The 21,850-nt window shown below is 59.4% G+C and carries 18 protein-coding genes and 2 pseudogenes; 6 read left to right on the forward strand and 14 right to left on the reverse strand.

Annotated elements, in window-relative coordinates; all coding sequences use genetic code 11:
- Positions 1-253: pseudogene (locus AAFH49_RS19685) on the forward strand (hypothetical protein); the annotation flags it as partial.
- A gap of 10 nt (positions 254-263) precedes the next feature.
- Here the strand turns inward: AAFH49_RS19685 and AAFH49_RS19690 are convergent.
- The 3 genes from AAFH49_RS19690 to mutL form a co-directional block, all read right to left on the reverse strand.
- Entirely contained in the window at positions 264-1,199 is a 936-nt protein-coding gene (locus tag AAFH49_RS19690; protein ID WP_342300879.1) for a rhomboid family intramembrane serine protease, read from the reverse strand.
- Positions 1,200-1,281: 82 nt separating this feature from the next.
- Positions 1,282-2,076 (reverse strand): rhomboid family intramembrane serine protease, encoded by a 795-nt coding sequence (locus AAFH49_RS19695; protein WP_342300881.1) that lies wholly within the window; start codon positions 2,074-2,076, stop codon positions 1,282-1,284.
- Between the two features lie 40 nt (positions 2,077-2,116).
- Positions 2,117-4,195 carry a DNA mismatch repair endonuclease MutL gene (mutL, locus tag AAFH49_RS19700; RefSeq protein ID WP_342300883.1) on the reverse strand — a complete coding sequence of 693 codons (2,079 nt, stop codon included), beginning with the start codon at positions 4,193-4,195 and terminating at the stop codon, positions 2,117-2,119.
- Between the two features lie 289 nt (positions 4,196-4,484).
- Between mutL and AAFH49_RS19705 the strand changes: the two genes are divergently transcribed.
- A complete protein-coding gene (locus AAFH49_RS19705) occupies positions 4,485-7,508 on the forward strand; it encodes a serine hydrolase domain-containing protein (RefSeq protein ID WP_342300884.1) in 3,024 nt (1,007 codons plus the stop codon).
- A 69-nt stretch (positions 7,509-7,577) separates the two neighbouring features.
- Here the strand turns inward: AAFH49_RS19705 and AAFH49_RS19710 are convergent, their stop codons facing one another.
- Positions 7,578-8,381 (reverse strand): DUF2490 domain-containing protein, encoded by an 804-nt coding sequence (locus AAFH49_RS19710; RefSeq protein ID WP_342300885.1) that lies wholly within the window; start codon positions 8,379-8,381, stop codon positions 7,578-7,580.
- A gap of 369 nt (positions 8,382-8,750) precedes the next feature.
- Between AAFH49_RS19710 and bshA the strand changes: the two genes are divergently transcribed.
- Positions 8,751-9,887 carry an N-acetyl-alpha-D-glucosaminyl L-malate synthase BshA gene (gene bshA, locus AAFH49_RS19715; RefSeq protein WP_342300887.1) on the forward strand — a complete coding sequence of 379 codons (1,137 nt, stop codon included), beginning with the start codon at positions 8,751-8,753 and terminating at the stop codon, positions 9,885-9,887.
- 188 nt (positions 9,888-10,075) lie between these two features.
- Here the strand turns inward: bshA and AAFH49_RS19720 are convergent, their stop codons facing one another.
- A complete protein-coding gene (locus AAFH49_RS19720; RefSeq protein WP_342300889.1) occupies positions 10,076-10,612 on the reverse strand; it encodes a DUF7935 family protein in 537 nt (178 codons plus the stop codon).
- A gap of 225 nt (positions 10,613-10,837) precedes the next feature.
- Between AAFH49_RS19720 and AAFH49_RS19725 the strand changes: the two genes are divergently transcribed.
- The 3 genes from AAFH49_RS19725 (at position 10,838) to AAFH49_RS19735 (ending at position 13,716) form a co-directional block, all read left to right on the forward strand.
- Entirely contained in the window at positions 10,838-11,185 is a 348-nt protein-coding gene (locus AAFH49_RS19725) for a HesB/IscA family protein (protein ID WP_168675019.1), read from the forward strand.
- A gap of 93 nt (positions 11,186-11,278) precedes the next feature.
- Positions 11,279-13,474 carry a penicillin acylase family protein gene (locus AAFH49_RS19730; protein WP_342300890.1) on the forward strand — a complete coding sequence of 732 codons (2,196 nt, stop codon included), beginning with the start codon at positions 11,279-11,281 and terminating at the stop codon, positions 13,472-13,474.
- A 53-nt stretch (positions 13,475-13,527) separates the two neighbouring features.
- Positions 13,528-13,716, forward strand: coding sequence for a hypothetical protein (locus AAFH49_RS19735; protein WP_342300892.1), 189 nt, complete (start codon positions 13,528-13,530; stop codon positions 13,714-13,716).
- Between the two features lie 144 nt (positions 13,717-13,860).
- Here the strand turns inward: AAFH49_RS19735 and AAFH49_RS19740 are convergent, their stop codons facing one another.
- From AAFH49_RS19740 to AAFH49_RS19780, 9 genes and pseudogenes are all read right to left on the reverse strand, one after another.
- Positions 13,861-14,367 (reverse strand): cupin domain-containing protein, encoded by a 507-nt coding sequence (locus AAFH49_RS19740; RefSeq protein WP_342300893.1) that lies wholly within the window; start codon positions 14,365-14,367, stop codon positions 13,861-13,863.
- 66 nt (positions 14,368-14,433) lie between these two features.
- Positions 14,434-15,318: a ChaN family lipoprotein gene (locus AAFH49_RS19745; protein WP_342300895.1), complete on the reverse strand. Its 885-nt coding sequence runs from the start codon at positions 15,316-15,318 to the stop codon at positions 14,434-14,436.
- A gap of 237 nt (positions 15,319-15,555) precedes the next feature.
- Positions 15,556-16,950, reverse strand: a complete 1,395-nt coding sequence (locus AAFH49_RS19750; RefSeq protein WP_342300897.1) for an ABC transporter permease — start codon at positions 16,948-16,950, stop codon at positions 15,556-15,558.
- 9 nt (positions 16,951-16,959) lie between these two features.
- Positions 16,960-17,907, reverse strand: coding sequence for an ABC transporter ATP-binding protein (locus tag AAFH49_RS19755; protein ID WP_342300898.1), 948 nt, complete (start codon positions 17,905-17,907; stop codon positions 16,960-16,962).
- Between the two features lie 150 nt (positions 17,908-18,057).
- Complete coding sequence (locus AAFH49_RS19760) at positions 18,058-18,708, reverse strand: hypothetical protein (RefSeq protein ID WP_342300900.1); 651 nt, start codon at positions 18,706-18,708, stop codon at positions 18,058-18,060.
- Positions 18,708-19,217: an RNA polymerase sigma factor gene (locus AAFH49_RS19765; RefSeq protein ID WP_342300902.1), complete on the reverse strand. Its 510-nt coding sequence runs from the start codon at positions 19,215-19,217 to the stop codon at positions 18,708-18,710. The genes AAFH49_RS19760 and AAFH49_RS19765 overlap by 1 nt, the downstream gene beginning before the upstream one ends.
- Before the next feature lie 164 nt (positions 19,218-19,381).
- The gene (gene dnaJ, locus AAFH49_RS19770) at positions 19,382-20,524 is read right to left on the reverse strand and encodes a molecular chaperone DnaJ (protein WP_342300904.1); all 1,143 of its coding nucleotides are present in this window, start codon (positions 20,522-20,524) and stop codon (positions 19,382-19,384) included.
- Between the two features lie 145 nt (positions 20,525-20,669).
- Positions 20,670-21,260 (reverse strand): nucleotide exchange factor GrpE, encoded by a 591-nt coding sequence (locus AAFH49_RS19775; RefSeq protein WP_342300906.1) that lies wholly within the window; start codon positions 21,258-21,260, stop codon positions 20,670-20,672.
- A 389-nt stretch (positions 21,261-21,649) separates the two neighbouring features.
- Positions 21,650-21,850, reverse strand: a pseudogene (locus AAFH49_RS19780) (GTPase ObgE); the annotation flags it as partial.

Here is a 21,850-nt window from a genome sequence, read left to right on the forward strand (position 1 = left end):
AAACCGGTGCGCCCACATGCTAAATGATAACCGCGAAGTCATCGGCTCATGGAGTTCGGCCAACGACTGGATTGCGGAGAACTGGATGCCGCAGGTGATGGTGCTGGGCCTGAAACGTTTCGCGCACATTGTCTCACCCGGCATTTTTGGCCAGGCCTCGGCGGCTGAAATGGTCACGCGGGTGGGTCACCAATTCGAAATACGGCTGTTTCAGGACGTAGAATTAGCCAAAGCCTGGCTGCACAGCGCGTAAACTGCGCCGGTTACTGCTGGCTGGCGCGGAAGAGTTTCTGTTTCTCTTCCTTGGAAAGGCTCTCGTAGCCAGAGCGCGAAATCTTGTCCAGAATGCTGTCGATTTCGTCCTGCAAAGGCTGGCCAGGGGCGGCGGGCTTCTTGCTGCCACTCATGGAGGAAGCCGCTACGGGCTCGGGGCGGCGCGTGGTGCTGCTCACGCGCATGGCCGGGCGCGGGCTGGTGAGGTTGCTGAACCAGTTGCCGATGGCCTGCACCGGCCGGCCCAAATCACGGCCGTTTTGCAGTTGCTTGATAAATACGAAGCCCAGCAAGGCCCCGCCCAGGTGGGCCATCATGCCGCCCGGGTTGCCACCACTAAGGCCCGCGAGCGATAGCAGAATCACCACGGCCGCAATCCACTTAATTTTTACCGGGCCGATGAGGATGACCATGAACGTGTAGTCGGGCAGCAGCGTGGCCGCCGCTACGATAATGGCCGAAACTGCCGCCGACGCGCCGTTCATGGGGCTGCCCAGGCCGGGCTGGAAAGCAGGAATCAGGTTGAAGCTGAGCAGGAAGAAGGCCGCGCCCGCCAGCGCCCCTAGAATGTAGATGCTCACGAGCCGGCGGTTGCCGAGGTATTCGCGGATGAGCTGCCCGAACCAGTACAGGTTCAGCATGTTAAACAGGATGTGCAGCAGGCCGTCGAAGAAGCTTTTCTGGTAGGTGGTGTGCGTGAAGGCGTAGGTGAGGACGGTCCAGGGGTGGCGAATGAATTCCGGCAGCGCCGACGACAGCTCAAACTGGCGTAGCAGCAGCGGGAAATACCCGCTACTGCTGGTGATAGTCATCACGGCCTGCACCACAATCAGGCCCGCAAACACCAGCACATTGAGCATAATGAGCTGCATGAGGGCATTGTCGCGTTGGCTGAAGGCGGTGCGGATGTCTTGAACGATGCTCATGGCACGTATCGGGAAGTAAACTGATGCTACGAATTAAACGGATTCGCCGCCTGCGCGGCCCGGTTATTTTAACAACCAATCCTTAATAAAACCGTTCCCGGCCGCGCTCCCAGAATTTGAGGACGATGAAGCCAATCAGCAGGCCGCCGAGGTGAGCAAAGTGGGCCACATTGTCGCCGGGGGTGCGATGCACGCCCGCGTACAACTCATACACGGCGTACAGGAACACAAAATACTTCGCTTTGATGGGAAACGGAAAGAAGAGCAACATCAATTCCGTATTCGGAAACAGATAGGCGAAGGCGAAGAGGATGCCGAACAGTGCGCCCGACGCGCCCAGCATCCCGCCATTGGGCGAGTCACGGGTTTCGATAACAGCGCCGTCCACGGCGCGGGTGGCAGCATTGATGTACTCAGCGTTTTGCGGGTTGCGCTCCAGCGCACCGGCCAGGCTTTCGTAGCCGGTGGCATCGGGGAAATAGGAACGAAAGAAATTGGCAAAATCCCCGCCGGTGGGCGACTGGTGAAACTCCTGCCGCGCCACTTCCATCTTGTGCATTTCGTAGCCACGCACGCCTTCGTAGAGCAGGCCGGCACCCACGCCGCAAATCAGCCAGAAGGTGAGAAAGCGCGACGCGCCCCAGCGCTGCTCCAGCAGCGGCCCGAAGGAAATCAGACCGAACATATTGGAAATGAGGTGCCCCCAGCCGGCGTGCAGGAACATGTAGGTAAAGAACTGCCAGGGAAAAAAGTACGGCGAGCCGATGGGATACAGGCTGCCGACCTGGGTGATGAGCGGCAACAGGCTTTGCTGGGCAACGAGAAACAGAACGTTCGCAATCAACAAATTGCGAACCGTGGGAGTGAGATTGAACATGCAGCGAAAGTAGGTACCGCGAGAGCTTCGCGGCTGAGCCTTATTTACGGAAGAAGTCGGCCAGCTGCTGGCCATCGAGGAGTACGAGGGTTTTGCGGCCGTCGGGGGTGTAGCCGGGGGTTTGGCAGGCGAAGAGGCGGTCGGCCAGCGCATTGAGCTCGGATTCGGGCAGACGGGTGGCGGCCGTGCCGGCGGCTACGCGGCGGGCTAGGGCGCGGGCCAGGCTCTCGCTCTGGTCGAGCTTGAGCGGACCCGCCGTGGTCCGGAACTGCTCGATGAGGCTTTCCAGCAGCTCCTTTTCGTCCTGCGCGGGCATCCCGGCCGGAATGGCTTCCACGGCAATGGTGCTCGGCCCGAACTCGTTAAAGATGAAGCCCAGCGCGTGCAGCGGCTCGGTAAGCTCGCGCAGCACGGCGAAGTCTGCCGGCGAAAACGTGACCGTGCGCGGAAACAGCAGCGTTTGCGACGTGCCCACGGCCCGGCCCAGCTCCTGCCGGTACTGCTCGTAGAGAATGCGCTCGCGGGCCGCCTCTTGGTCAATCAGCAGCACGCCCGACTTCACCGGCACCAGCACGAAGCGCTGCTGCACCTGCACGGCGCGGCTGCCTGCGCCGCTGCCATCGCGGGCCGGTGCAGTCCGGCTGGCTGGCACTTCGGGCAAATTCAGACCCAATAAAAGCTCGGCCGGGCTATTCGCGACAACATCTCGCACAGGAAAACCAGCAGCAAACGTTTCTCCCGGCACCGTTGGCGCGGGCGTTTCAAAGCTGCGAACGGTGACGGCATCGATGCTCGCGTTGTCGCGCACGGGCTGGCCCAGCTCGCGGTAGAAGGCTTCGAGCTCGCGGCGGGCCTGCTCGGTGGGGCGCGGCGGCACTTGGCGCTCGAAGCCGTCGCGGCGGGTTTCGGGGTTGAAACTGGAGAAGCCGGAGTGGCTGGAGGTACGGGCGGCAGGGCCACCCATGTCGTCGGGGCGGTAGCCGTCGGAGCTGGCGGCGCGGGCTAGTGGGGTAGCGGCGGGCAGGTGGTCGTCGGCTTCGGTAGGGATGCCGCCTGTGCCTTTGCCGGCCCGTAGCGGGCGGATGGGCGCGAAATTTACGTCACCATCGAAGTCCAGTGAGGGCGCGATGTTGTGCAGGCCCAGGCTCTGCTTCACGGCGGCGCGCACTACGGCATATACGGTTTTCTCGTCCTCAAACTTGATTTCCGTCTTGGTCGGGTGCACGTTGATGTCGATGGCCTTGGGGTCAAGCTCCAGAAACAGCACGTAGAACGGGTGCGTGTCGCGGGCCAGCAGGCCTTCGTAAGCCGCCAGCACGGCGTGGTTGAGGTAGGCCGAACGGATAAACCGGTTATTCACGAAGAAAAACTGGTCGCCCCGGCTTTTCTTACTCGACTCCGGCTTACCCACGAAGCCGCGCACCGAAATGGAATGCGTCACCTCCTCGCAGGCCGCCAGCTGCTCCTTGTAGCCGTTGCCCAACAGCGCCACAATGCGCTGGCTCAGCTTGCCGGCCGGCAGGCCAAAAACTTCCAGCTCATTCTGATACAGCGAAAACGCAATTTGCGGATTGGCCAGCGCCACGTGCTGAAACTCATCCAGAATGTGCCGCATCTCCACGGCATTGCTCTTGAGAAAGTTGCGCCGGGCAGGCACGTTAAAAAACAGGTTTTTAACGGCGATGCTGGTACCATCCGGGCAGGCCGTGGGTTGCTGGCTGGTGATTTGCGAACCCTCAACCAGAATCAAAGTGCCGGTATCCTGTTCGGGCTGCTTGGTTCGGATTTCGACCTGCGCCACGGCCGCGATGCTGGCCAGCGCCTCGCCCCGGAAGCCAAGGGTGCGGATTTTGAATAAATCTTCAGTCGAGCGGATTTTGCTGGTGGCATGGCGCTCCAGGCTCATACGGGCGTCGGTAGGACTCATTCCCGCGCCGTTGTCCACCACCTGCACCAACTGCTTGCCGGCCTCTTTCACAATGAGTTGCACTTGAGTGGCACCGGCATCGACGGCATTTTCCAGCAGCTCCTTCACCACCGAGGCGGGGCGCTGCACCACCTCGCCGGCCGCAATTTGATTGGCGAGGTATTCGGGAAGCAGGTGAATGATATCAGGCATAAGCATTAGCGCGGACGAAGGCGCGCGCCGAAGAAACGAAAAGAGCTAATCAGCACGTAAACAAGCGGAAACGTGCCCAACAATAACCATAAAATGGCCGCGTTGTGAACCCGCGCGGGGGTTTGTTGCGTACCTTTGCGGCTAAATAGCGGAGTTCCAGTGCAAAATTTTACGGCTCGCACCGTTGAGTTTCGCACCGGAGCCGGTCAGGTTTGGAACCTCCAAACCCGGCCGGCGGGTTCCGTTGTTACTCACGACAAAAGTACGGCCCCCGCGGCCCGTTTGCCCCTTGAATCAACCCACCAACCCTACGGGGCTGATGCGCATCCCTTTCCAGCTTACCATGGCAGCCCTGCTGTTGGCGGCGGGACTGTTGCTGTCGTTTGCCGAAGTAAAAAAAATGCCCGCCGACCCGCTGCCTTCCGGCCCGGTGGAGACGGCCTGGGTCGACAGCGTATTTAACGCCCTCACCCCCGACCAGCGTCTGGGCCAGCTGTTCATGGTGGCCGCGTATTCCAATAAAGACCGCAGCCACGTCGAGCGCATCGAGCGCTTGGTACGCAATCAAGGCATTGGTGGCGTGATGTTTATGCAGGGCGGCCCCAAGCGCCAGGCTCTGATGGCCAACCGCTTGCAAGCCGCCGCCAAAGTGCCGCTGCTCATCGCCATGGACGCCGAATGGGGCCTCGACATGCGCCTCGATTCCTCGGCTCACTTCGCCAAGCAGATGACGCTGGGGGCCATGGACGACCCCAAATACGTCTACCAGATGGGCCGTGACATTGCCCGCAAAATGCGGGCGCTGGGCGTGCACATCGACTTCGCGCCGGTGCTCGACGTGAACTCCAACCCCGGCAACCCCGTCATCGGTAACCGCTCGTTTGGCGAGGACCAGAACCGGGTGGCCACGCTGGGTATCCAGTATATCAAGGGCTTGCAGGATAACAACGTGATGGCGGTGGCCAAGCACTTCCCCGGCCACGGCGATACCGATACCGACTCACACGTTTCGCTGCCGGTAATTAATACCGACATGGCCCGTCTGACGAAAGTGGATTTGGTGCCGTTTCAGCAGTCGTTTGAGGCCGGCGTGATGGGCGTGATTGTGGCCCACCTCTACATGCCACTGTTTGATACGACGGATGCCAAAACCACCACCCTTTCGCACGCCCTGGTAACGGATTTGCTGAAGGACAAGATGGGCTTTAAAGGCCTGGTTTTCACCGATGCGCTCAACATGAAGAGTGTGAGCAAGCTCTACAAAGACGGTGAGCTGGATGCCCTGGCCCTGGCCGCCGGCAACGATGTGCTGCTGTTTTCGGAAGATGTGCCATCGGCCCTGCTACGCATCCGCGAGGCGGTGGCCGCTGGCAAGCTCACGCAGGTTGATTTGGACTTCCGCGTCAAGAAAATTCTGCGGGCTAAATACTGGGCTGGCCTGAATCACTATCAGCCCGTGAACCTGCGCACCCTGCGCGACAGCCTGAATCTGCCGGCTTCGAAAGTATTATCGCAGAGCATTTTCGAGCACGCGGTTACCATCGCCAAAAACGACGACCAACTCCTCCCCTTCCAGCGGCTCGATACGTTGCGGATTGCGGCCATCACCATCGGCACGCAGGCGGAGGGGCCGTATGCTACCATTTTCAATAAGTACCAGCCCGGCCCAGTGTACGCCGTTCCCGACCGCTACGCGCCTGACAGCACGTTTGCCCGCATCAGCAGTCGCCTGCAAGGGTATAATGTGTTGGTAGTGAGCCTGCACGCCATGAACAACACGCCCAGCCATAACTATGGCATTGGCGACGGGGCGCTGAAATTCATCAAGCAACTGGAGGCCAATAAGCGCATCAAAACGGTGGTGGTAGCAATGGGCAACGCCTATTCGCTGAAGTTTCTGGAAGGTGCCCGCACGTTGGTTTGCGGCTATGAAGACCATTACGCGGCGCAATTGGTGGTGCCGCAGGTGCTGTTTGGTGCGCTGCCGGGGCGGGGCAAATTGCCCGTTACGGTATCGCCCACGCTTAAAACCAACCTCGGCATTGCCACCGCCGACCTGCACCGCCTGCGCTACGCCGTGCCCGAAAGCCAAGGCCTGAGTTCGCGAGTGCTTGCCCAGATTGACAACATTGCACTTGAAAGCCAGACCTACGCCGCCGCTCCCGGCTGCCAGGTTTTAGTGGCCAAAAACGGCACCGTGGTATTTGACCAGAGCTACGGTTACTGCACTTACGACCAGTCGCAGCCCGTGACCAGCAGCACATTATATGACCTGGCTTCAGTCACCAAAGTAGCCGGTACGTTGCAAGCCGTGATGTACCTCAAGGACCAGGGCAAGCTGAATATCGAGGAGAAAGTGTCTACCTACCTGCCCGAGTTGGCCCGCACCAACAAGCGCGAAATGACCGTGCGCGACGTGCTGCTGCACCAGGCCGGCCTCAAGCCGGGCATCCCAACGTGGGAGCGCACCCTGCGCGATGGCCAGTTCAAGTCCGCATTCTACGCCAGCGCCCGCTCCGACGATTTTCCCAACGAAGTAGCGCCCGGCGAATACAGCACCAAAGCCGCCGACGATTCCGTCTGGGCCTGGACGATGCGCTCCAGCCTGCTTCCGAAAATCAAGAATCGATACCCCACGGAATATTCGGACCTGAGCTTCATCGTGATGAAGCGCGTGTGCGAAAAAATTCTCAAGCAGCCGATTGAGAATTTTCTGGAGGATAATTTTTACCGTCCGCTGGGGCTAGGTAGTATGACGTACAACCCCTTGCAACGCTTCCCCAAAAGCTGCATCGCGCCCACCGAAAACGACACTTACTACCGCCGCGAGCAATTGCAAGGCACGGTGCACGACCAGACGGCCGCTCTCGTGGGCGGCGTGGGCGGCCACGCCGGCCTCTTCGCTACCGCCAACGACCTGGCCGTCCTGATGCAGATGAACCTGCAAAACGGCAACTACGGCGGCACCCATTACTTCCAGTCGCCGGTGGTGACAGAGTTTGCACGGCCTCAAACTGCCGGCAGCCGGCGCGGTCTGGGCTGGGACCACGGCGACCCCAGCAAGCCCGAAGGCCCCACCAGCAACCTTTCGCCGGCCAGCACCTTCGGCCACACCGGCTTCACGGGCACTTGCGTGTGGATGGACCCGGATAACAACATTCTCTACATCTTCCTATCCAACCGCGTATACCCCGATGCCGGCAATAACAAGCTGCGTCAGTACAACATCCGCACGCGCATTCAGGAGGTTATCTATAAGGCGATGGCAGCGGAAAACACGAAGAAGCTGCCAGCCACAGCCTCGCAGAAATAAGGTTTTCTGACCTGTAAATACCTTAACGGGGCCATGACTTTGCAGTCATGGCCCCGTTAAGGTAATGGCCTATTTAATAATGAAATCCATCATCAGATTGTAGCTCGTATTGAACGCCGACTGTTGGGTTTCGCGCCAATACTGGTACATGATGCCAATGTCCCAGTCGAGCTGGTGCTCAGGAAAACTGCGGCGGTAGTAGATGGAGGCGCGGTTTTCGGTGAGTTTGTAGGGGCTCCATTGGTGCCCCATTTTTTCGGCAGTACCGGCGCTGTAGTCATCGGAAGCCGTCAGCACTTCATCGTTGAGAATAACCCAGTGGCGATGGTCCGCATCGAGCGGGATTTTGGCGTTTACCATCTCGCGGGCCCGAAACTCGAACGGTGTGGGCCAGCGTTCGAAGGCAGGCGTGAAATAAAACCGGTAGTCGGCCCGTAGCGTATTGGTGAAGAGCACCTTGCCAAACTTCACATCGTAGTAGAGTTTCTGAAATGGCCGCAGCTCATTGCGGTATTCGTTGGGCTGACTGGCCTCGTAAGGCGCGTCTTCCTGATAGGAATTGCGCCGCCAATAGCCGACCGAGATGGCCGTGCGCCAGTGCGGGCTCAGCCGGTAAATGAAATCCTGCGTCAGCACGAAAAGACCCTGCCGCTTCACCGGGTTCAGGTCGCCGGTGGGGTCGCTGTGCCGCCCAAAGCCAATGTCCGTCACTGAAGCCCAGCGCTCCGAAAGCTCCTTGTCGAGCCCGAAGGCGACCCAGGTGGTGAGCTTGCCGCCCTGAGCTTCGGCCCCAATTTGAGCGGCGGCCCGGCCGGGCGGCAGCAAGAGGGCTCCGGCCGCCAGCAGGCCGCCAAGGTGTGTGAGTTTGGCCATACATCAGGCTGTTGCTGAGGCCAAACCATTGGTTTATTCGCTACTGAATGACCTGAGCGTTCGAGAATAATTCATGCAGTATTGCAGGAGCATCGTAAGGTTTTGGTGAAGCTGAATACCTGCAAACTATTTGTCATAAACCACACATCCCTTTTCGCAGCTCTGCTGTATGCACACTTTTGTGCAACATTTTAAGACAGTTGCGACTAACAGGAATATCTGTTGGTACGGATGGTACGAATGCCGCTATTCTCTCGTACAGCGTAGTCGTAGTAAGTAAAACTACGCTTCGTCCGTCAACCAGCACACCCGGCCGCTGGCGCAACAATGCGCCGCTTTTCTGGTTCGCTAAGCGCAACAGCATTTTCTATGAACATCGGCATCGTTTGTTATCCCACCTTTGGCGGCTCCGGCGTGGTAGCCACGGAACTGGGCAAAGCCCTGGCCCAGCGCGGCCACCGCGTGCATTTTATCACCTATAGCCAGCCGGTGCGGCTCGACTTTTTCAACGAAAACCTCTTCTATCACGAGGTATATGTGCCGGCGTATCCACTGTTTCAGTTTCCACCTTATGAACTGGCGCTGACCAGCAAGATGGTCGACATTGTGCAGAACGAAAAGCTTGATGTGCTGCACGTTCACTACGCCATTCCGCACGCCTCGGCAGCCTACATGGCCAAGCAGATTCTGCGCTCGCGTGGCATCCAGATTCCGGTGGTGACCACGCTGCACGGCACCGATATTACCCTCGTGGGCAAGGATGCCAGCTTTGAACCGGTGGTGACCTTCAGCATCAACCAAAGCGACGGCGTAACGTCGGTGTCGGCCGATTTGCGGCGCGAAACTTACGAGTATTTCGCCATCGAGAAGGACATCATGGTCATTCCGAACTTCATCGACTTGCACCGTTTCAAGAAGCAGGAGAAAAGCCATTTCCGGGCCGCCATCGCACCTGAAGGCGAGAAACTTTTGATACACACCAGCAACTTCCGCACCGTGAAGCGGGTGGAAGACGTGCTGCGAATTTTTGTGGGCGTGCGGGAGAAAATCCCGGCCAAGCTGCTGCTCGTAGGCGACGGCCCCGACCGCAACCGCATGGAAAAACTGGCCCGCGACCTTGATGTACACCGCGACCTGCGCTTCCTGGGCAAGCTCGAAGCCGTAGAAGAAGTACTGAGTGTGGGCGACCTGTTCCTGATGCCTTCAGAAAACGAGAGTTTCGGCCTCGCCGCCCTCGAAGCCATGGCCTGCGAAGTGCCCGTAGTGAGCACCAATGCCGGCGGCATTCCCGAGCTGAACGTGCACGGCGTAACGGGCATGATTAGCGACATCGGCGACGTGGCTGACATGGTGAAAAATGCCCTCTACGTGCTGGATGACGAGAACCTGCCACGCTTCAAAGCCGCTGCCCGCGCCCGGGCTGAGGAGTTTGCCGTGGAGAATATTGTGCCGCTTTATGAGGAGTGCTACCGCAACGCCATTGAGGCGGTGAGCGTGACGGCGTAGGGTCCGATTGTCATTGCGAGCGAAGCACGGCAATCCGTCCTCTTGATGCGACCAACCCCGAGATGTGACAAAGTCCTTTTTTCAACAATAGAAAGCCCCGATACTGCAAAGTGTCGGGGCTTTCTGGTAAAAGGTTTTGACAGGACGGATTGCCGCGTTCCGCTGTGCTCCACTCGCAATGACAGGCGTTAAAACAGCCCGGACGCCTCGTTCTTCACCACGGCCAGTGCCTGAGCGGTGGGCTCGGCACCGTCCATCATCAGGCCTTCGAGGATACGCTTGGCCAGTTCGGTGCCGCGTGACTGCGCCGGGTTCTGCATGCCGTGGAAAGCGCGGTTGACCATCGTGAGCACGTTTTCTTTGGCTTCTTTGACCAGCGTCCAAGCATCAGCCGAGATGTAGACCTGCTGGGACAGGTTGTGCTCGTACTCGGCCCGGATTTCCTGCTGGAGCAGGCGGTGAAACTCGGGCGCGGTGGAGCCGGCGCTGCTCAGGCGCACGAGGATGTTGTTGGGCGAGATGCGCTCCAGAAACAGCACGATGCGCTCGTAGGCCTGCAGGCGCAGGGGCAGCGTGGTTTTGTTGCTTTCGAGGCGCAGCTCAATCAGGCGGCGCTGCTGCTCCTTTTCCAGAAATTGCTTAAACAGCAGATAAATGGCCGCAGCCACGATGATGGCGGGCAGAATAATCTTGAGCAGCTCGTAGAAATAAGTAGTCGAATCCATAACATTAGGCCGGCTTTAGGGCCGGCGAATCAATAAACGAAGCTCTAGGTAAAAACTGTGCGCGTGGCTTGTGACGCCCCCATTTGCATGCCGCACGGGGCCGCAAACTTACGCCGTGAACCGCCGGGCCCCAACTGCTGTTTCCTATCCGACTTGCTACGGCGGGCTACTCCGGTTGCCGCTGTATCTTTGTTGTCCACCTGTTCCTAACATCGTCTTATCATTATGGCTGCTGTTGCCACCCTCGCCCCCATTACCCTCACCGACCGCGCCGTAGTGGAGGTGAAAAACATCATCCAGGAGAAGAACGTCCCGGCCGATTACGGCCTGCGCATTGGTGTGCAGGGCGGCGGCTGCTCGGGCATGAGTTACCTGCTCGGCTTCGACAAAGCCAAGGATGCCGACGAAACCTACGACCTCGACGGCCTGAAGCTCATCATGGATAAAAAGCACGCCATGTACGTGCTGGGCATGGAAGTTGACTTCCAGGACGGCCTCAACGCCCGTGGCTTCGTTTTCAACAACCCCCAGGCCAAGAGCACCTGCGGCTGCGGCTCGTCGTTCTCGGCGTAGCCCTTACTACTGCTTTCAGAACAAAGCCCTGGCCTACCGGCCGGGGCTTTTTCGTTTACTTTCGCGCCGACTGTTTCACCTATTCCCGGCCCGATGCGTTTACTTCTTTCGCTGCTGTTGATTCTTACTGGGCTGGCGGCTCAGGCCCAGAAATTCAGCCCCGCCGAACTGGCGCGTTGGCAGGAACAGGCCCGGCAGGTGAGCATCACGCGTGACACGTATGGCGTGCCGCACATCTACGGTAAGACGGATGCCGACGCGGTTTTCGGCCTGCTATACACCCAGTGCGAAGATGATTTTGACCGCGTGGAGGCCAATTACCTCGATGCGATAGGCCGACAGGCCGAGGTGGATGGCGAAGCCGCGCTGTACCACGACCTGCGTGCCCGCCTGTTTATGGACAGCACGCAGGCCCTAGCCATCTACCAGAAGTGCCCGGCCGACATGAAGAAGCTGCTCGACGCCTTCGCCGCCGGCACTAATTATTACTTGGCCACCCACCCCACCGTGCAGCCCCGGCTACTGCGCCGCTTCCAGCCCTGGATGCCGCTTATGTTCAGCGAGGGCAGCATTGGGGGCAACATCAGCGTGGTGAGTATTGAGCGACTGAAGGCGTTTTACAGCCAGAAAAAGTCAAGCTCATGGATTGATACCGATTTCGGCCGGGCCGACCGTGAGCCGGTGGGCTCCAACGGCTTTGCCATTGCACCCGCCAAAAGCGCCAGCGGCCACGCGCTGCTGCTCATCAACCCGCACACCTCGTTCTACTTCCGCTCCGAGGTACAGATGGTGAGCCAGCAGGGCCTGAATGCCTACGGAGCCGTGACGTGGGGACAGTTTTTTATCTATCAGGGCTTTAATGAGCATTGCGGCTGGATGCATACTTCCAGCCAAGCTGATTCGATGGATGAGTATCTCGAAACCATCGAAGAAAAAGGCGGTAACTTCTTTTATAAATATGGTGGCAAGCTGCGCGCCGTGACGGCGCAGAAAGTGTCGTTGCCCTACAAATCGGGCGATAAAATCCTGCGCAAAACCTTCACCATCTACCGCACGCACCACGGCCCCATCGTGGGCCAGAAAACCGACCAGCAATGGGTGGCGGTGCGCATGATGAACGCGCCGCTGGCCGCGCTGCAACAGTCGTACCTGCGCACCAAGGCTACCGACTACGCCAGCTTTCAGCAGGTGATGAAGCTGAACGGCAACGCGACCAACAACACCGTTTTTGCCGACACCAAGGGCAGCATCGCCTACTGGCATGGCAATTTTATGCCGAAACGCGACCCGAAATTCGACTGGAGCCAGCCCGTGGATGGCAGCAACCCGGCCACCGAGTGGCAGGGCTTCCACCCGGTGAGCGAGTTGGTGCAGGTGCATAACCCGGCCAGCGGTTTCATTCAGAATTGTAATTCCACGCCCTACACCGTGGCCGGCCCGAGCAGCCCGGTCCCGGCCAAATACCCCAAATACCTGGCCCCCGATGCCGAAAACTATCGGGGCCTCAACGCCGTGCGCGTGCTCAGCCGCAAAGCCGTATTCACCCTCGACACCCTGATTGCGGCGGCCGACGACCCGCACCTGACCGCCTTCGACGACATGCTGCCGCCCCTGCTGGCTGCCTACCAGCCTACCTCAGCCGAAAAAGCTGCCGCGCCTGCGGTGGGCGAAGCCGTGGAAGTGCTCCGTGCCTGGAACCACGGCTACAGCCAAACCTCCGTGGCCCAAACCGTGGCCATCTATTGGGCCGAGCGACTGCTGTCCAAGGCCCGCGCCCGCGTGCCCGCCGCCCAGCCCCAGCTCGACTACATCAGCTTCACCCGCTTCGCGCTGGCCAATACCACGCCCACAGAAAAAGTAGCTACTCTCACCGAAACGCTCGACGACCTAACCCGAGACTTCGGCACCTGGAAGATGCCCTGGGGCGATGTGAACCGTTACCAGCGCCTCACCGGCCGCATTGAGGAGAAGTACGACGACCAGCAGCCCAGTCGGCCGGTGGCCTTCACGTCGTCGGCTTGGGGCTCACTGGCGGCTTTCGGAGCGCGGGCCTATCCCGGCACTAAAAAGCGCTACGGCAACGTGGGCAACAGCTTCGTGGCCGTGGTGGAGTTTGGGCCGCGCATCGTGGCGCGCTCCGTGGTCACGGGTGGGCAGACCAGCCGGCCCGGCACGCCGCACTTCACCGACCAGGCCGATTTATACTGCAACGGCCGCTTCAAGGAGGTGCGATTTTATCCCGAAGACGTGAAGGCCCACACCGAAAAAACGTACCATCCCGGCGAGTAAGCCCGAACCGGGCTTACCTTCAACGCCATTCACTCACGCTAACCCCACCACGCATGGACGTTAAATATCTCTCCGACGACAAAGGCAAAATCACCGGCGTTTTCATTGCCATTGAGGAATGGGAGCGGCTGCAAAAGCAGTACAACATCAGCGAGAAAGCCCCGGCCGACTCCGGTGCCAAGCTCCAGCAGTCGCTGGCCGAGGCCATGAAGAAGGTGAAGCCCAGCGAGGAGGCCGAATAGAGGAGGCTGGATAAAAAAGAACGTCATGCTGAGCGCAGCCGAAGCATCTCTACCGCGAGAGTAATTACTTCCTCGGTAGAGATGCTTCGGCTGCGCTCAGCATGACGTTCCAGGCTATTGTGTTCCGGCTACTCCCGCAAAAACCTAACGGCCAAAATCGTCCTGCACGCGCACAATGTCATCCTCATCCGAAGGGTTATCCGCGTCGGTATGCTGCCAGATTTCGGCCAGGATGCCCCAGTCTTTCAGGCCCACGAGGCGGTGGCGCTCCCCCTGACGTAGGATGATGCGCTCGCCCACTTGCAGGCTTTTTACTTCGCCCTGCTCGTCGGTTTCGCTGGTGGCCACGCCCACAGGCCCCTGCACCACTTGCCAGATTTCGGCGCGGCGGTGGTGGTATTGCCAACTCAGACGCTGGTGCGGGGCCACCACCAGAATCTTCGGGCTCAGCCGGCCCGAAATCCGTAGGCTATCCACCAGAAGGCCGTCGAAATAGGTGTTGGCGAACTTCTGGGCCTGGGCTTCGTCAATTACGAAAAACCCGCCCCACGGGCGCGTGGGGTCTTCCTTGGCAATGGTGAAGCCTTGCTGCTTCAGCGTCTCGGCTACCTGGTGGAATAGGGCGCGCTTTTGGGAGTCGGTGTCGGGCATGAGCTTTTTCGTTTGGATTGAAGCAAATATATCAAGTTCATTATTTATAGCCACCTAGCAGCTTAATCAATACGTTTTCGCAGCATCAGCCGGCACCACCACCACATAATCGGCCACGTTCACCTGCTCTTTTTCTAGGGTCTGCAGCTGCTCCTGGGTCACTACGCTGATGGTTTTCACGCGCAGCTTGGGCGCGTACTGGTGCAGCCAGGCCCCGATGCCGTCGTGGTGGTCGGAGTGGTAGCTGCCGTTGAGGTGCAGCATGGTTTGGCCGGGGGCGAGGCTGGCCTGGATGAAGTGGGCCATGGTGGCATCCTTCAGGGCCTGGGCCTGGATGATGTTCTGGGCACCGCCGCCGTGTGCCTGGCCGCTGCCGCCGAACATAGCGGCCATGTTTTTATAGCCGGGCAGGTCGTAGTCTACTTTCAGCGGCAGCGGGGCGAGCAGGGCGCGGTCGTTGGCGGGCAGCTTGTCGAGGGCGGTGAGGCTGCGTTGGGCCACGGTTTTGGCGAAGGGACGCGGGGCGTTGGTGCCGATGACGGGCAGGTGGTTTTCGCGGGCGAAGAGTAGCAGCGGGCGGTAGTCGGTGGCGTAGTTGGGCCACGGGCGGGCTTGGCGCTCGAATGCCGTATCGGCCAGGGTGCCGGCGGCATATTGGGCCACCAGCGGCTGCACGTCGCGCTCAAACATTTCCATGCCTACTACCAGTTGGCCGGGCTTTTTCAGCTTCTGGAGGTCCTTGGCAACTTGCAGCTCCAGCCAGTGGGCGAGGGCATCGTTGTGCTGCTCGCCGAAGAGCACCACGTCGGCCTGGGCCAGTTCCTGGAGCATCTGGTCGTAGTCGGCGGGCAGGCCGGCGGCGCTGAAGAGGCGGTAGGCGGGCCGGTCGGCGGTGAAGGCCAGCAGCGGCAAAAGCAGCAATAAGAAGCGGAAACGCAGGAAACGGGGCATAAATCAGCAGGTAAGGAGTGGGTTTGGCCTTCGGGAGCTGATTAGTGCTCCACAAACGCCTTTTGCACACACAAAAGTCGTTTGTGGAGCAATGCAAATGCTTTTTGCGCGTGCAAAACAGGTTTGCAGCATACTGCAAATGACTTTTGCACTCACAAAATCGGTTTGCAGCATATCGCAAGCCTGTTTTGTAAGCGCAAAAGTCATTTGCGAAGTTGTAGCCAATTGCCGGGCCGGCTAGCCCTTATAAAACATCCATTTGCCCAGCTCCTTATACGTCACTTTCTTGCCGTACATCAGAATGCCCACGCGGTAGATACGGGCCGCCACCCACACCGTGCCCAGAAAGCCGAGAATGAGCAGGAAAATGGACAGCGCCAGCTGCCACATCGGCACGCCAAACGGCAGGCGGATGACCATGGCAATGGGCGAGGTCAACGGGAACATCGACATCCAGAAGGCCACCGGCCCGTCGGGATTGCGCAGGATGACGGACACGCCCACGATGTAGCTCAGAATAAGCGGCATCGTGATGGGAAACATGAACTGCTGGGTATCGGTCTGGTCGTCTACGGCCGCGCCCACGGCCCCGAACAGCGCCCCGTACAGCAGGTAGCCACCCAGGAAGTAGATGATGAAGCCGAACAGGATGGTGCCCAGCGGCAGCTCGGCCAGGGTGTTGAAGAAGCTGAAACGGCCGGCCGGGTTGGCCTGGGTTGCCCCTTGTTGGGTGCCCTGGTCGAAGCGCTGGGTGGCCGAGCGGGGCTCGTCGTCGGCAACGACAACTGCCGTAGCCCCAGCAGCCGAGGTGCCGGCGGCAACTTCCGTCTTGGGCTTTTCCTTGCCCGTCAGCAAAGGCATTACCACCGAGCTCACGCCGAACGAGAGCACGCCCCACAGCAGAAACTGCGTGAGGCCCACCGCCGCGATGCCCACAATTTTGCCCATCATCAAATCAAACGGCTTCACCGACGACAGCATTACTTCCATGATGCGGCTCGACTTCTCCTCCCCCACCCCGCGCATAATCTGCACGCCGTAGATGAAGATGAACATATAAATGGCCAGCGCCAGCGCGTAGGACATGCCCGAGGTGGCCAGCGCGTTGCTATTAGCCTCTTTGCCGGTTTCATCGAGACTCACGGCCTGCAAATCCACCTTCGAGCGCAGGCGGTCGAGCTGGTCCTGGGTGAGGCCGGACTTCTGCATTTTCAAGTCCGAAAAGGCCTTATTGAGCGCCGATTCCACGGCCGACTGCTTTTTCAGGCTGATGTTGCCTTTGCCAAAAAACTGCACGCCCACGGGCTTCTCCACGTCGAGGCCGGCGGGCAGGTACACCAGGCCGTCGTGCTTGGCTTTCTGGAAGCCTTTTTTGGCATCGGCCAGCGTGCCGGTGGTGGTTTCGAAGCGCAGCTGCGGGGTACTCACGAGGCGGCTGGCCACGCCCAGGCCGGAGTCGTCGCGCACTTCTATCACGTCGGTGGTGTCGTTGTCGGAGCTCGCCATTTTGGCGATGATGAAGCCGAACCCCGCCAGCAGCAGCGGCACGGCCAGGGTGAGCACGATAAAGGCTTTTTTGCGCACGCGGCTCAGGTATTCGCGTTGGGCAATGAGGAGGAATTTGGAGGCCATGATGACAGATTAAAGCAGCGCGTTAGCGGTTTCGAGGAGGGTTTCGGGCATGGTTTCGCGCACGCGCCGGATGAAAATCTCGTTGATGCTCGGGATTTTCTCGCGGAAGGCTTCCACTTCCACTGTGCCGATAAGGTAGCGCAGCAAATCGTTCGGCCGCACGCCATCGTGCAGCTGCACGCGGGCGTAGAAGTGGCCGTTTTCGCGCTCCTTCTGCTCCACCACTTCAAAATCGGGGTGCACCAGAATGAGCTTGCCCCGGCCCTCCACCTCGTAGGTATTGGTCTTGAACTGGTCGCGAATCACGCCAATGGGCCCGTCCAGCACCTTGCGCGAGCGGTTGATGAGGGCAATGTTGTCACACATCTCCTCCACCGATTCCATGCGGTGCGTCGAGAAAATGATGGTCGCGCCCTGGTTCCGCAGCTCCAGAATCTCGTCCTTAATCAGGTTGGCATTAATCGGGTCGAAGCCCGAGAACGGCTCGTCCAGAATAATCAGCTTGGGGTCGTGCAGCACCGTGGCAATGAACTGCACCTTCTGCTGCATGCCCTTACTGAGGTCTTCCACGTTTTTGCCGGCCCACTCCTTTATCTCGAAGCGGTTCAGCCACTGCTTAATGCGGGCCGTGGCATCGGCCCGGCTCAGGCCGCGCAGCTGGGCTAGGTAGAGCAGCTGCTCGCCCACTTTCATCTTCTTGTAGAGGCCACGCTCCTCGGGCAGGTAACCGATTTGGGCAATGTGGCTCGGATTCAGCCGCTCGCCGCGAAAGCGAATTTCACCCTCATCAGCCCCCGTAATCTGGGTGATGATGCGGATGAGCGAGGTTTTGCCCGCCCCGTTGGGCCCGAGCAGGCCGAAGATGCTGCCCTCCGGTATTTCCAGGCTCACGCCGTCGAGGGCGACGTGGTTGGCGTAGGCCTTGCGCACGCCGATGGCTTCCAGTATTGGTTTCACAGAAAGAAGGGTTGGTTGGTGGGTTAAATGTAGAAGAATGGAGTTGGGCAAATGTATTGAGTGCCTCCCTTACTTGCCAGAAGCCGGGAGCTAAGCGGCCGCAAACCGTTCCCAAACGGTGAATAAGGCAGATGAATGGGGCCGAAGGTTTTAGCGGGCAGTGGCAGGCTCGGGCTCGTCGCCCAACTCGCGCAGGCTGGCTTCGAGGCGGTCGAGGTGCTGGCCATAAAGACGCTGGAGGTACCATTGGGTGGCCCGGCGCATCCCGTAATAAATAAAAACCCCCAGCATACCATACACCACGCCCAGCAGGCCCAGCCCGGTCACCAGCTTGGGCTCGGCAAACCGCTGCACCATGCGCCCGCCCACAAACAGCAGGCTCACCGTGAGCGAGGCCGGCACCGACCACATCGTGGCCCGGTAATACAGTTGCACCAGGCTGCGCAAGCTGTGCAATTGCTGCCCCATGTGCTCGCGCACGGCCTGGCCCGCCACTTCGCCCAGGCTGCGCAACAGGGCCAGCTTGCGCCGGTAATAAAAACCACTGAGCACGCAAATGAGCCCCAGCCACGCCACCGCAGCCAGGTAAAAGCTGTCCTGGGTTGAGGCGGCTACCCCAATGCAAACCGCCAGGCACACCCCCACAAACCCGATTTCCAGCCAGGCATTGCGGCGCATCTTGGCCACCGGGCTTGCCGAGGCCCGGGCCAGCAGCTGCGTCAGGGCCGCCTCATTGAGCACGGCCGGCCCATCAGTGGGCGCAGGCTGCTTCCAGCTTGCACGAAGGTCATCGAGTTCCATCAGGCGGCGGGGACTAAAATAGAGCGAAGTTTTTCCTGCACGCGGTGCATTTTCACGCGCACATTGTTTTGGGTAATGCCGAGAATGTCGGCCATTTCCTCATAGGGCCGGTCTTCTAGGTAAAGCAGAATAAAGGCCTTATCGACCTCCGACAGACGTCCAATGGCCCGGTAGAGCTGGGCGCGGTCGTCGGCGTCGAAGCCCGTTTCCGGGGCCTGGGCTACGGCCAGCGCCTCGGCATCCAACTCGCTCGGGGCCGGGCGGCGGGTGCGCTGGCGCAGGTTCGAGATGGCCACGTTCAGCGCAATGCGGTAGAGCCAGGTGCTGAGCTTCGCGCCCGGCTGGGGCACATAGCGCGGCCACGCCCGCCACAATTGCAGCACCATTTCCTGGAACAAGTCCTGGCGGTCATCCGCATCCTGGCAATACAGCCGGGCCACGCGCCGCAGCAGCGGCTGATACTCATGCAGCGCGGCAACAAAATCAGCAGACGGGGTGGCGGAGGCCATGCGGGGGTAAGAGTTTTTCAGGGAGTGAATCGCCGGTTAAGGCGTAGCATTACAACCGCCAATAAAAATTTCCGCAATAACCACAATTGCCTGTCATGCTAAATGCAAAAAGCCCCGCCTGACCAAGGGCCAGACGGGGCTTTGCAAAACTATTCAATCACGAATTATGCGAAATACTCCTTCACTTTCTCGAAGAAGCCCTTCTCGTTCTTGCCGGGGTGCGGCGTGAAGTTGTCCGAGTCGCGCAGCTTCTCCAGCAACTCGCGCTCCTGGTTGCTCACGTTTTTGGGCGTCCACACATTCAGATGAATCAGCTGGTCGCCACGGCCGTAGCCGTTCAGGTCCTTGATGCCTTTGCCGCGCAGGCGCAGGATTTTGCCTGGCTGGGTGCCGGGGTCGACCTTGATTTTCACCTTGCCTTCGATGGTGGGCACTTCCAGGCTCGCACCTAGGGCCGCATCCACGAACGAGATGTACTGCTCGAACATGATGTTGTTGCCGTCGCGCTTCAGGAATTCGTGCGGCTCCTCCTCAATCTGAATGAGCAGGTCGCCCGGCACGCCGCCGCGCTCGGGGAAGTTGCCCTTGCCGTTCATGCTCAGCTGCATGTCGTTGGCCACGCCGGCGGGGATGTTGATGGGAATCACCTCCTCGTGCAGCTGACGGCCTTCGCCTTTGCACACGTCGCAGGTCGTCACAATGGTTTTGCCCTCGCCGTTGCAGGTGGGGCAGGTGCTGCTGCTCACCATCTGGCCGAGCATGGTGTTCACCACGCGCTTGGTCTGGCCCTGGCCCTGGCAGGTGGGGCAGGTTTTGAGGTCAGTGCCGTTTTTGGCCCCGGTGCCGCTGCACGGCGAGCAGGCCACGTAGCGCTTCACCTTGATTTTCTTCTCGACGCCGTTGGCGATTTCCTCCAAATCGAGCTTCAGCTTGATGCGCAGGTTCGAGCCTTTCTTCTGGCGCCGGCCGCCGCCCTGGCGCCCGCCCCCGAAGAAGCCCTCGAAGCCCCCGCCCCCGCCGAAAATATCGCCGAACTGCGAGAAGATGTCCTCCATGTTCTGGGCACCGCCGCCACCGCCGCCCATGCCCTGATGGCCGTACCGGTCGTAGCGCGCCCGCTTGTCAGCGTTGCTGAGAACTTCATAAGCCTCGGCGGCTTCCTTGAATTTGTCCTCGGCGGTCGGGTCGTCGGGGTTTTTATCGGGGTGGTACTTGATGGCCATCTTGCGATAAGCCGACTTGATAACGTCGCCTTCCGCCGTTTTGGTAATGCCTAATACCTCGTAATAATCGCGCTTCGTAGCCATCTGCGTGGTGTTATTCTGCCAGTCATGCTGAGCGAAGTCGAAGCATCTCTACCGAGGAAGTAATCAGTTACTCTCGCGGTAGAGATGCTTCGACTTCGCTCAGCATGACCGTCTTTATTTATTGTTCTAAATCCAAACCCTAAAATTACTGCCCAAGCACCACTTTAGCATGGCGAATCACCTTATCACCCAAATAGTAGCCCTGCTCCACCACGTCCACAATTTTCCCTTTCAGGTCGTCGCTCGGCGCGGGAATCTGGGTGATGGCCTCGTGCAGTTCGGCATCGAAGTCGCCGCCCTTGGCTTCCATGGCGGTCAAACCCTTTTGCTGCAGCGTTTTGTTCAGCTTGCTCTGAATAATTTCGATGCTTTCGCGCACAGCGTTGGCATCGGTGGTGCTGGCGGTGGCGTTGCGGGCGCGCTCGAAATCGTCGAGCACGGGCAGCAGGGCCGTCATCAGCTCCTGGTTGGCGGTTTTAAACAGTTCGATGCGCTCCTTAGTGGTGCGACGCTTGTAGTTCTCAAACTCGGCAGCCAGGCGCAGGTACTTGTCTTTGAGGTCGGCCAACTCGGCATCGGTGCGGGAGCCTTCGGCTTTCGGAGCAGCCGATGCGGAAGCCTCTGCGGCGGCGGCGGTGTCAGTGGTTTCGCCGTCGGCATCGGCCATTTCGCCAGCTACGTGGTTGGGGTCGGCGGTCAGGTTGTCGTCCTGGGGCAGGTTGTTCTCGTTAGCCATTTGCGAAAATATTCGTCGGAAGGGGTTTTTCACGGGGTTAGCCGGTTAGTCAAGCTGCGGGCGCAATTCACTTGCCAAAGGGGCGCGGGCTGCCATAGTGGCACGAGGAAGCGAGACTAATTTTTCCTTTACTTTCGCTTTCCCAAGGAATTTACTTTTCACGCAAAATTACATTCACATGAGCCAAAGAGCATTTATGATAGCGCTAGCAGACCGTATTGGTCGTAACAATCAAGAACGCGTTATCGAAGCGTATGCTAATGCTGAACGCCGTGGTGAAATAGCAAGAGGCAGTAATATTTACGCTAAATCTTCTGAGACCTATGCTCGAGGACTATGGAATGATGGTATGCGTAAAGGCTGGTTACGTCACCCTAGCCAACTATAACTTAATCGTGCAATGCCTTCCAAATCATATCCTTCAACTGCGTGATGTTCTTATTCGTAAGGCTGGAAATGAAGATGGCGGGCACCTCGGCCGGAAGCGTCTGGCGAATTTCAGCCTCCAGCTCCTCGTCAATCATGTCGGACTTGGTGATGGCCAGCAGGCGCTTCTTGTCCAGTAGTTCGGGGTTGAACTGCTCCAGCTC

Origin of the sequence: Hymenobacter segetis (assembly GCF_038448715.1) — a bacterium.
GTDB lineage: Bacteria > Bacteroidota > Bacteroidia > Cytophagales > Hymenobacteraceae > Hymenobacter > Hymenobacter segetis.

What these genes read in the sequence shown, in the direction of transcription:
- AAFH49_RS19690 (WP_342300879.1), bottom strand. Translation starts at nt 1,199, where the DNA reads ATGAGCATCGTTCAAGACATCCGCACCGCCTTCAGCCAACGCGACAAT.
- AAFH49_RS19695 (WP_342300881.1), bottom strand. Translation starts at nt 2,076, where the DNA reads ATGTTCAATCTCACTCCCACGGTTCGCAATTTGTTGATTGCGAACGTT.
- mutL (WP_342300883.1), bottom strand. Translation starts at nt 4,195, where the DNA reads ATGCCTGATATCATTCACCTGCTTCCCGAATACCTCGCCAATCAAATT.
- AAFH49_RS19710 (WP_342300885.1), bottom strand. Translation starts at nt 8,381, where the DNA reads ATGGCCAAACTCACACACCTTGGCGGCCTGCTGGCGGCCGGAGCCCTC.
- bshA (WP_342300887.1), top strand. Translation starts at nt 8,751, where the DNA reads ATGAACATCGGCATCGTTTGTTATCCCACCTTTGGCGGCTCCGGCGTG.
- AAFH49_RS19720 (WP_342300889.1), bottom strand. Translation starts at nt 10,612, where the DNA reads ATGGATTCGACTACTTATTTCTACGAGCTGCTCAAGATTATTCTGCCC.
- AAFH49_RS19725 (WP_168675019.1), top strand. Translation starts at nt 10,838, where the DNA reads ATGGCTGCTGTTGCCACCCTCGCCCCCATTACCCTCACCGACCGCGCC.
- AAFH49_RS19730 (WP_342300890.1), top strand. Translation starts at nt 11,279, where the DNA reads ATGCGTTTACTTCTTTCGCTGCTGTTGATTCTTACTGGGCTGGCGGCT.
- AAFH49_RS19735 (WP_342300892.1), top strand. Translation starts at nt 13,528, where the DNA reads ATGGACGTTAAATATCTCTCCGACGACAAAGGCAAAATCACCGGCGTT.
- AAFH49_RS19740 (WP_342300893.1), bottom strand. Translation starts at nt 14,367, where the DNA reads ATGCCCGACACCGACTCCCAAAAGCGCGCCCTATTCCACCAGGTAGCC.
- AAFH49_RS19745 (WP_342300895.1), bottom strand. Translation starts at nt 15,318, where the DNA reads ATGCCCCGTTTCCTGCGTTTCCGCTTCTTATTGCTGCTTTTGCCGCTG.
- AAFH49_RS19750 (WP_342300897.1), bottom strand. Translation starts at nt 16,950, where the DNA reads ATGGCCTCCAAATTCCTCCTCATTGCCCAACGCGAATACCTGAGCCGC.
- AAFH49_RS19760 (WP_342300900.1), bottom strand. Translation starts at nt 18,708, where the DNA reads ATGGAACTCGATGACCTTCGTGCAAGCTGGAAGCAGCCTGCGCCCACT.
- AAFH49_RS19765 (WP_342300902.1), bottom strand. Translation starts at nt 19,217, where the DNA reads ATGGCCTCCGCCACCCCGTCTGCTGATTTTGTTGCCGCGCTGCATGAG.
- dnaJ (WP_342300904.1), bottom strand. Translation starts at nt 20,524, where the DNA reads ATGGCTACGAAGCGCGATTATTACGAGGTATTAGGCATTACCAAAACG.
- AAFH49_RS19775 (WP_342300906.1), bottom strand. Translation starts at nt 21,260, where the DNA reads ATGGCTAACGAGAACAACCTGCCCCAGGACGACAACCTGACCGCCGAC.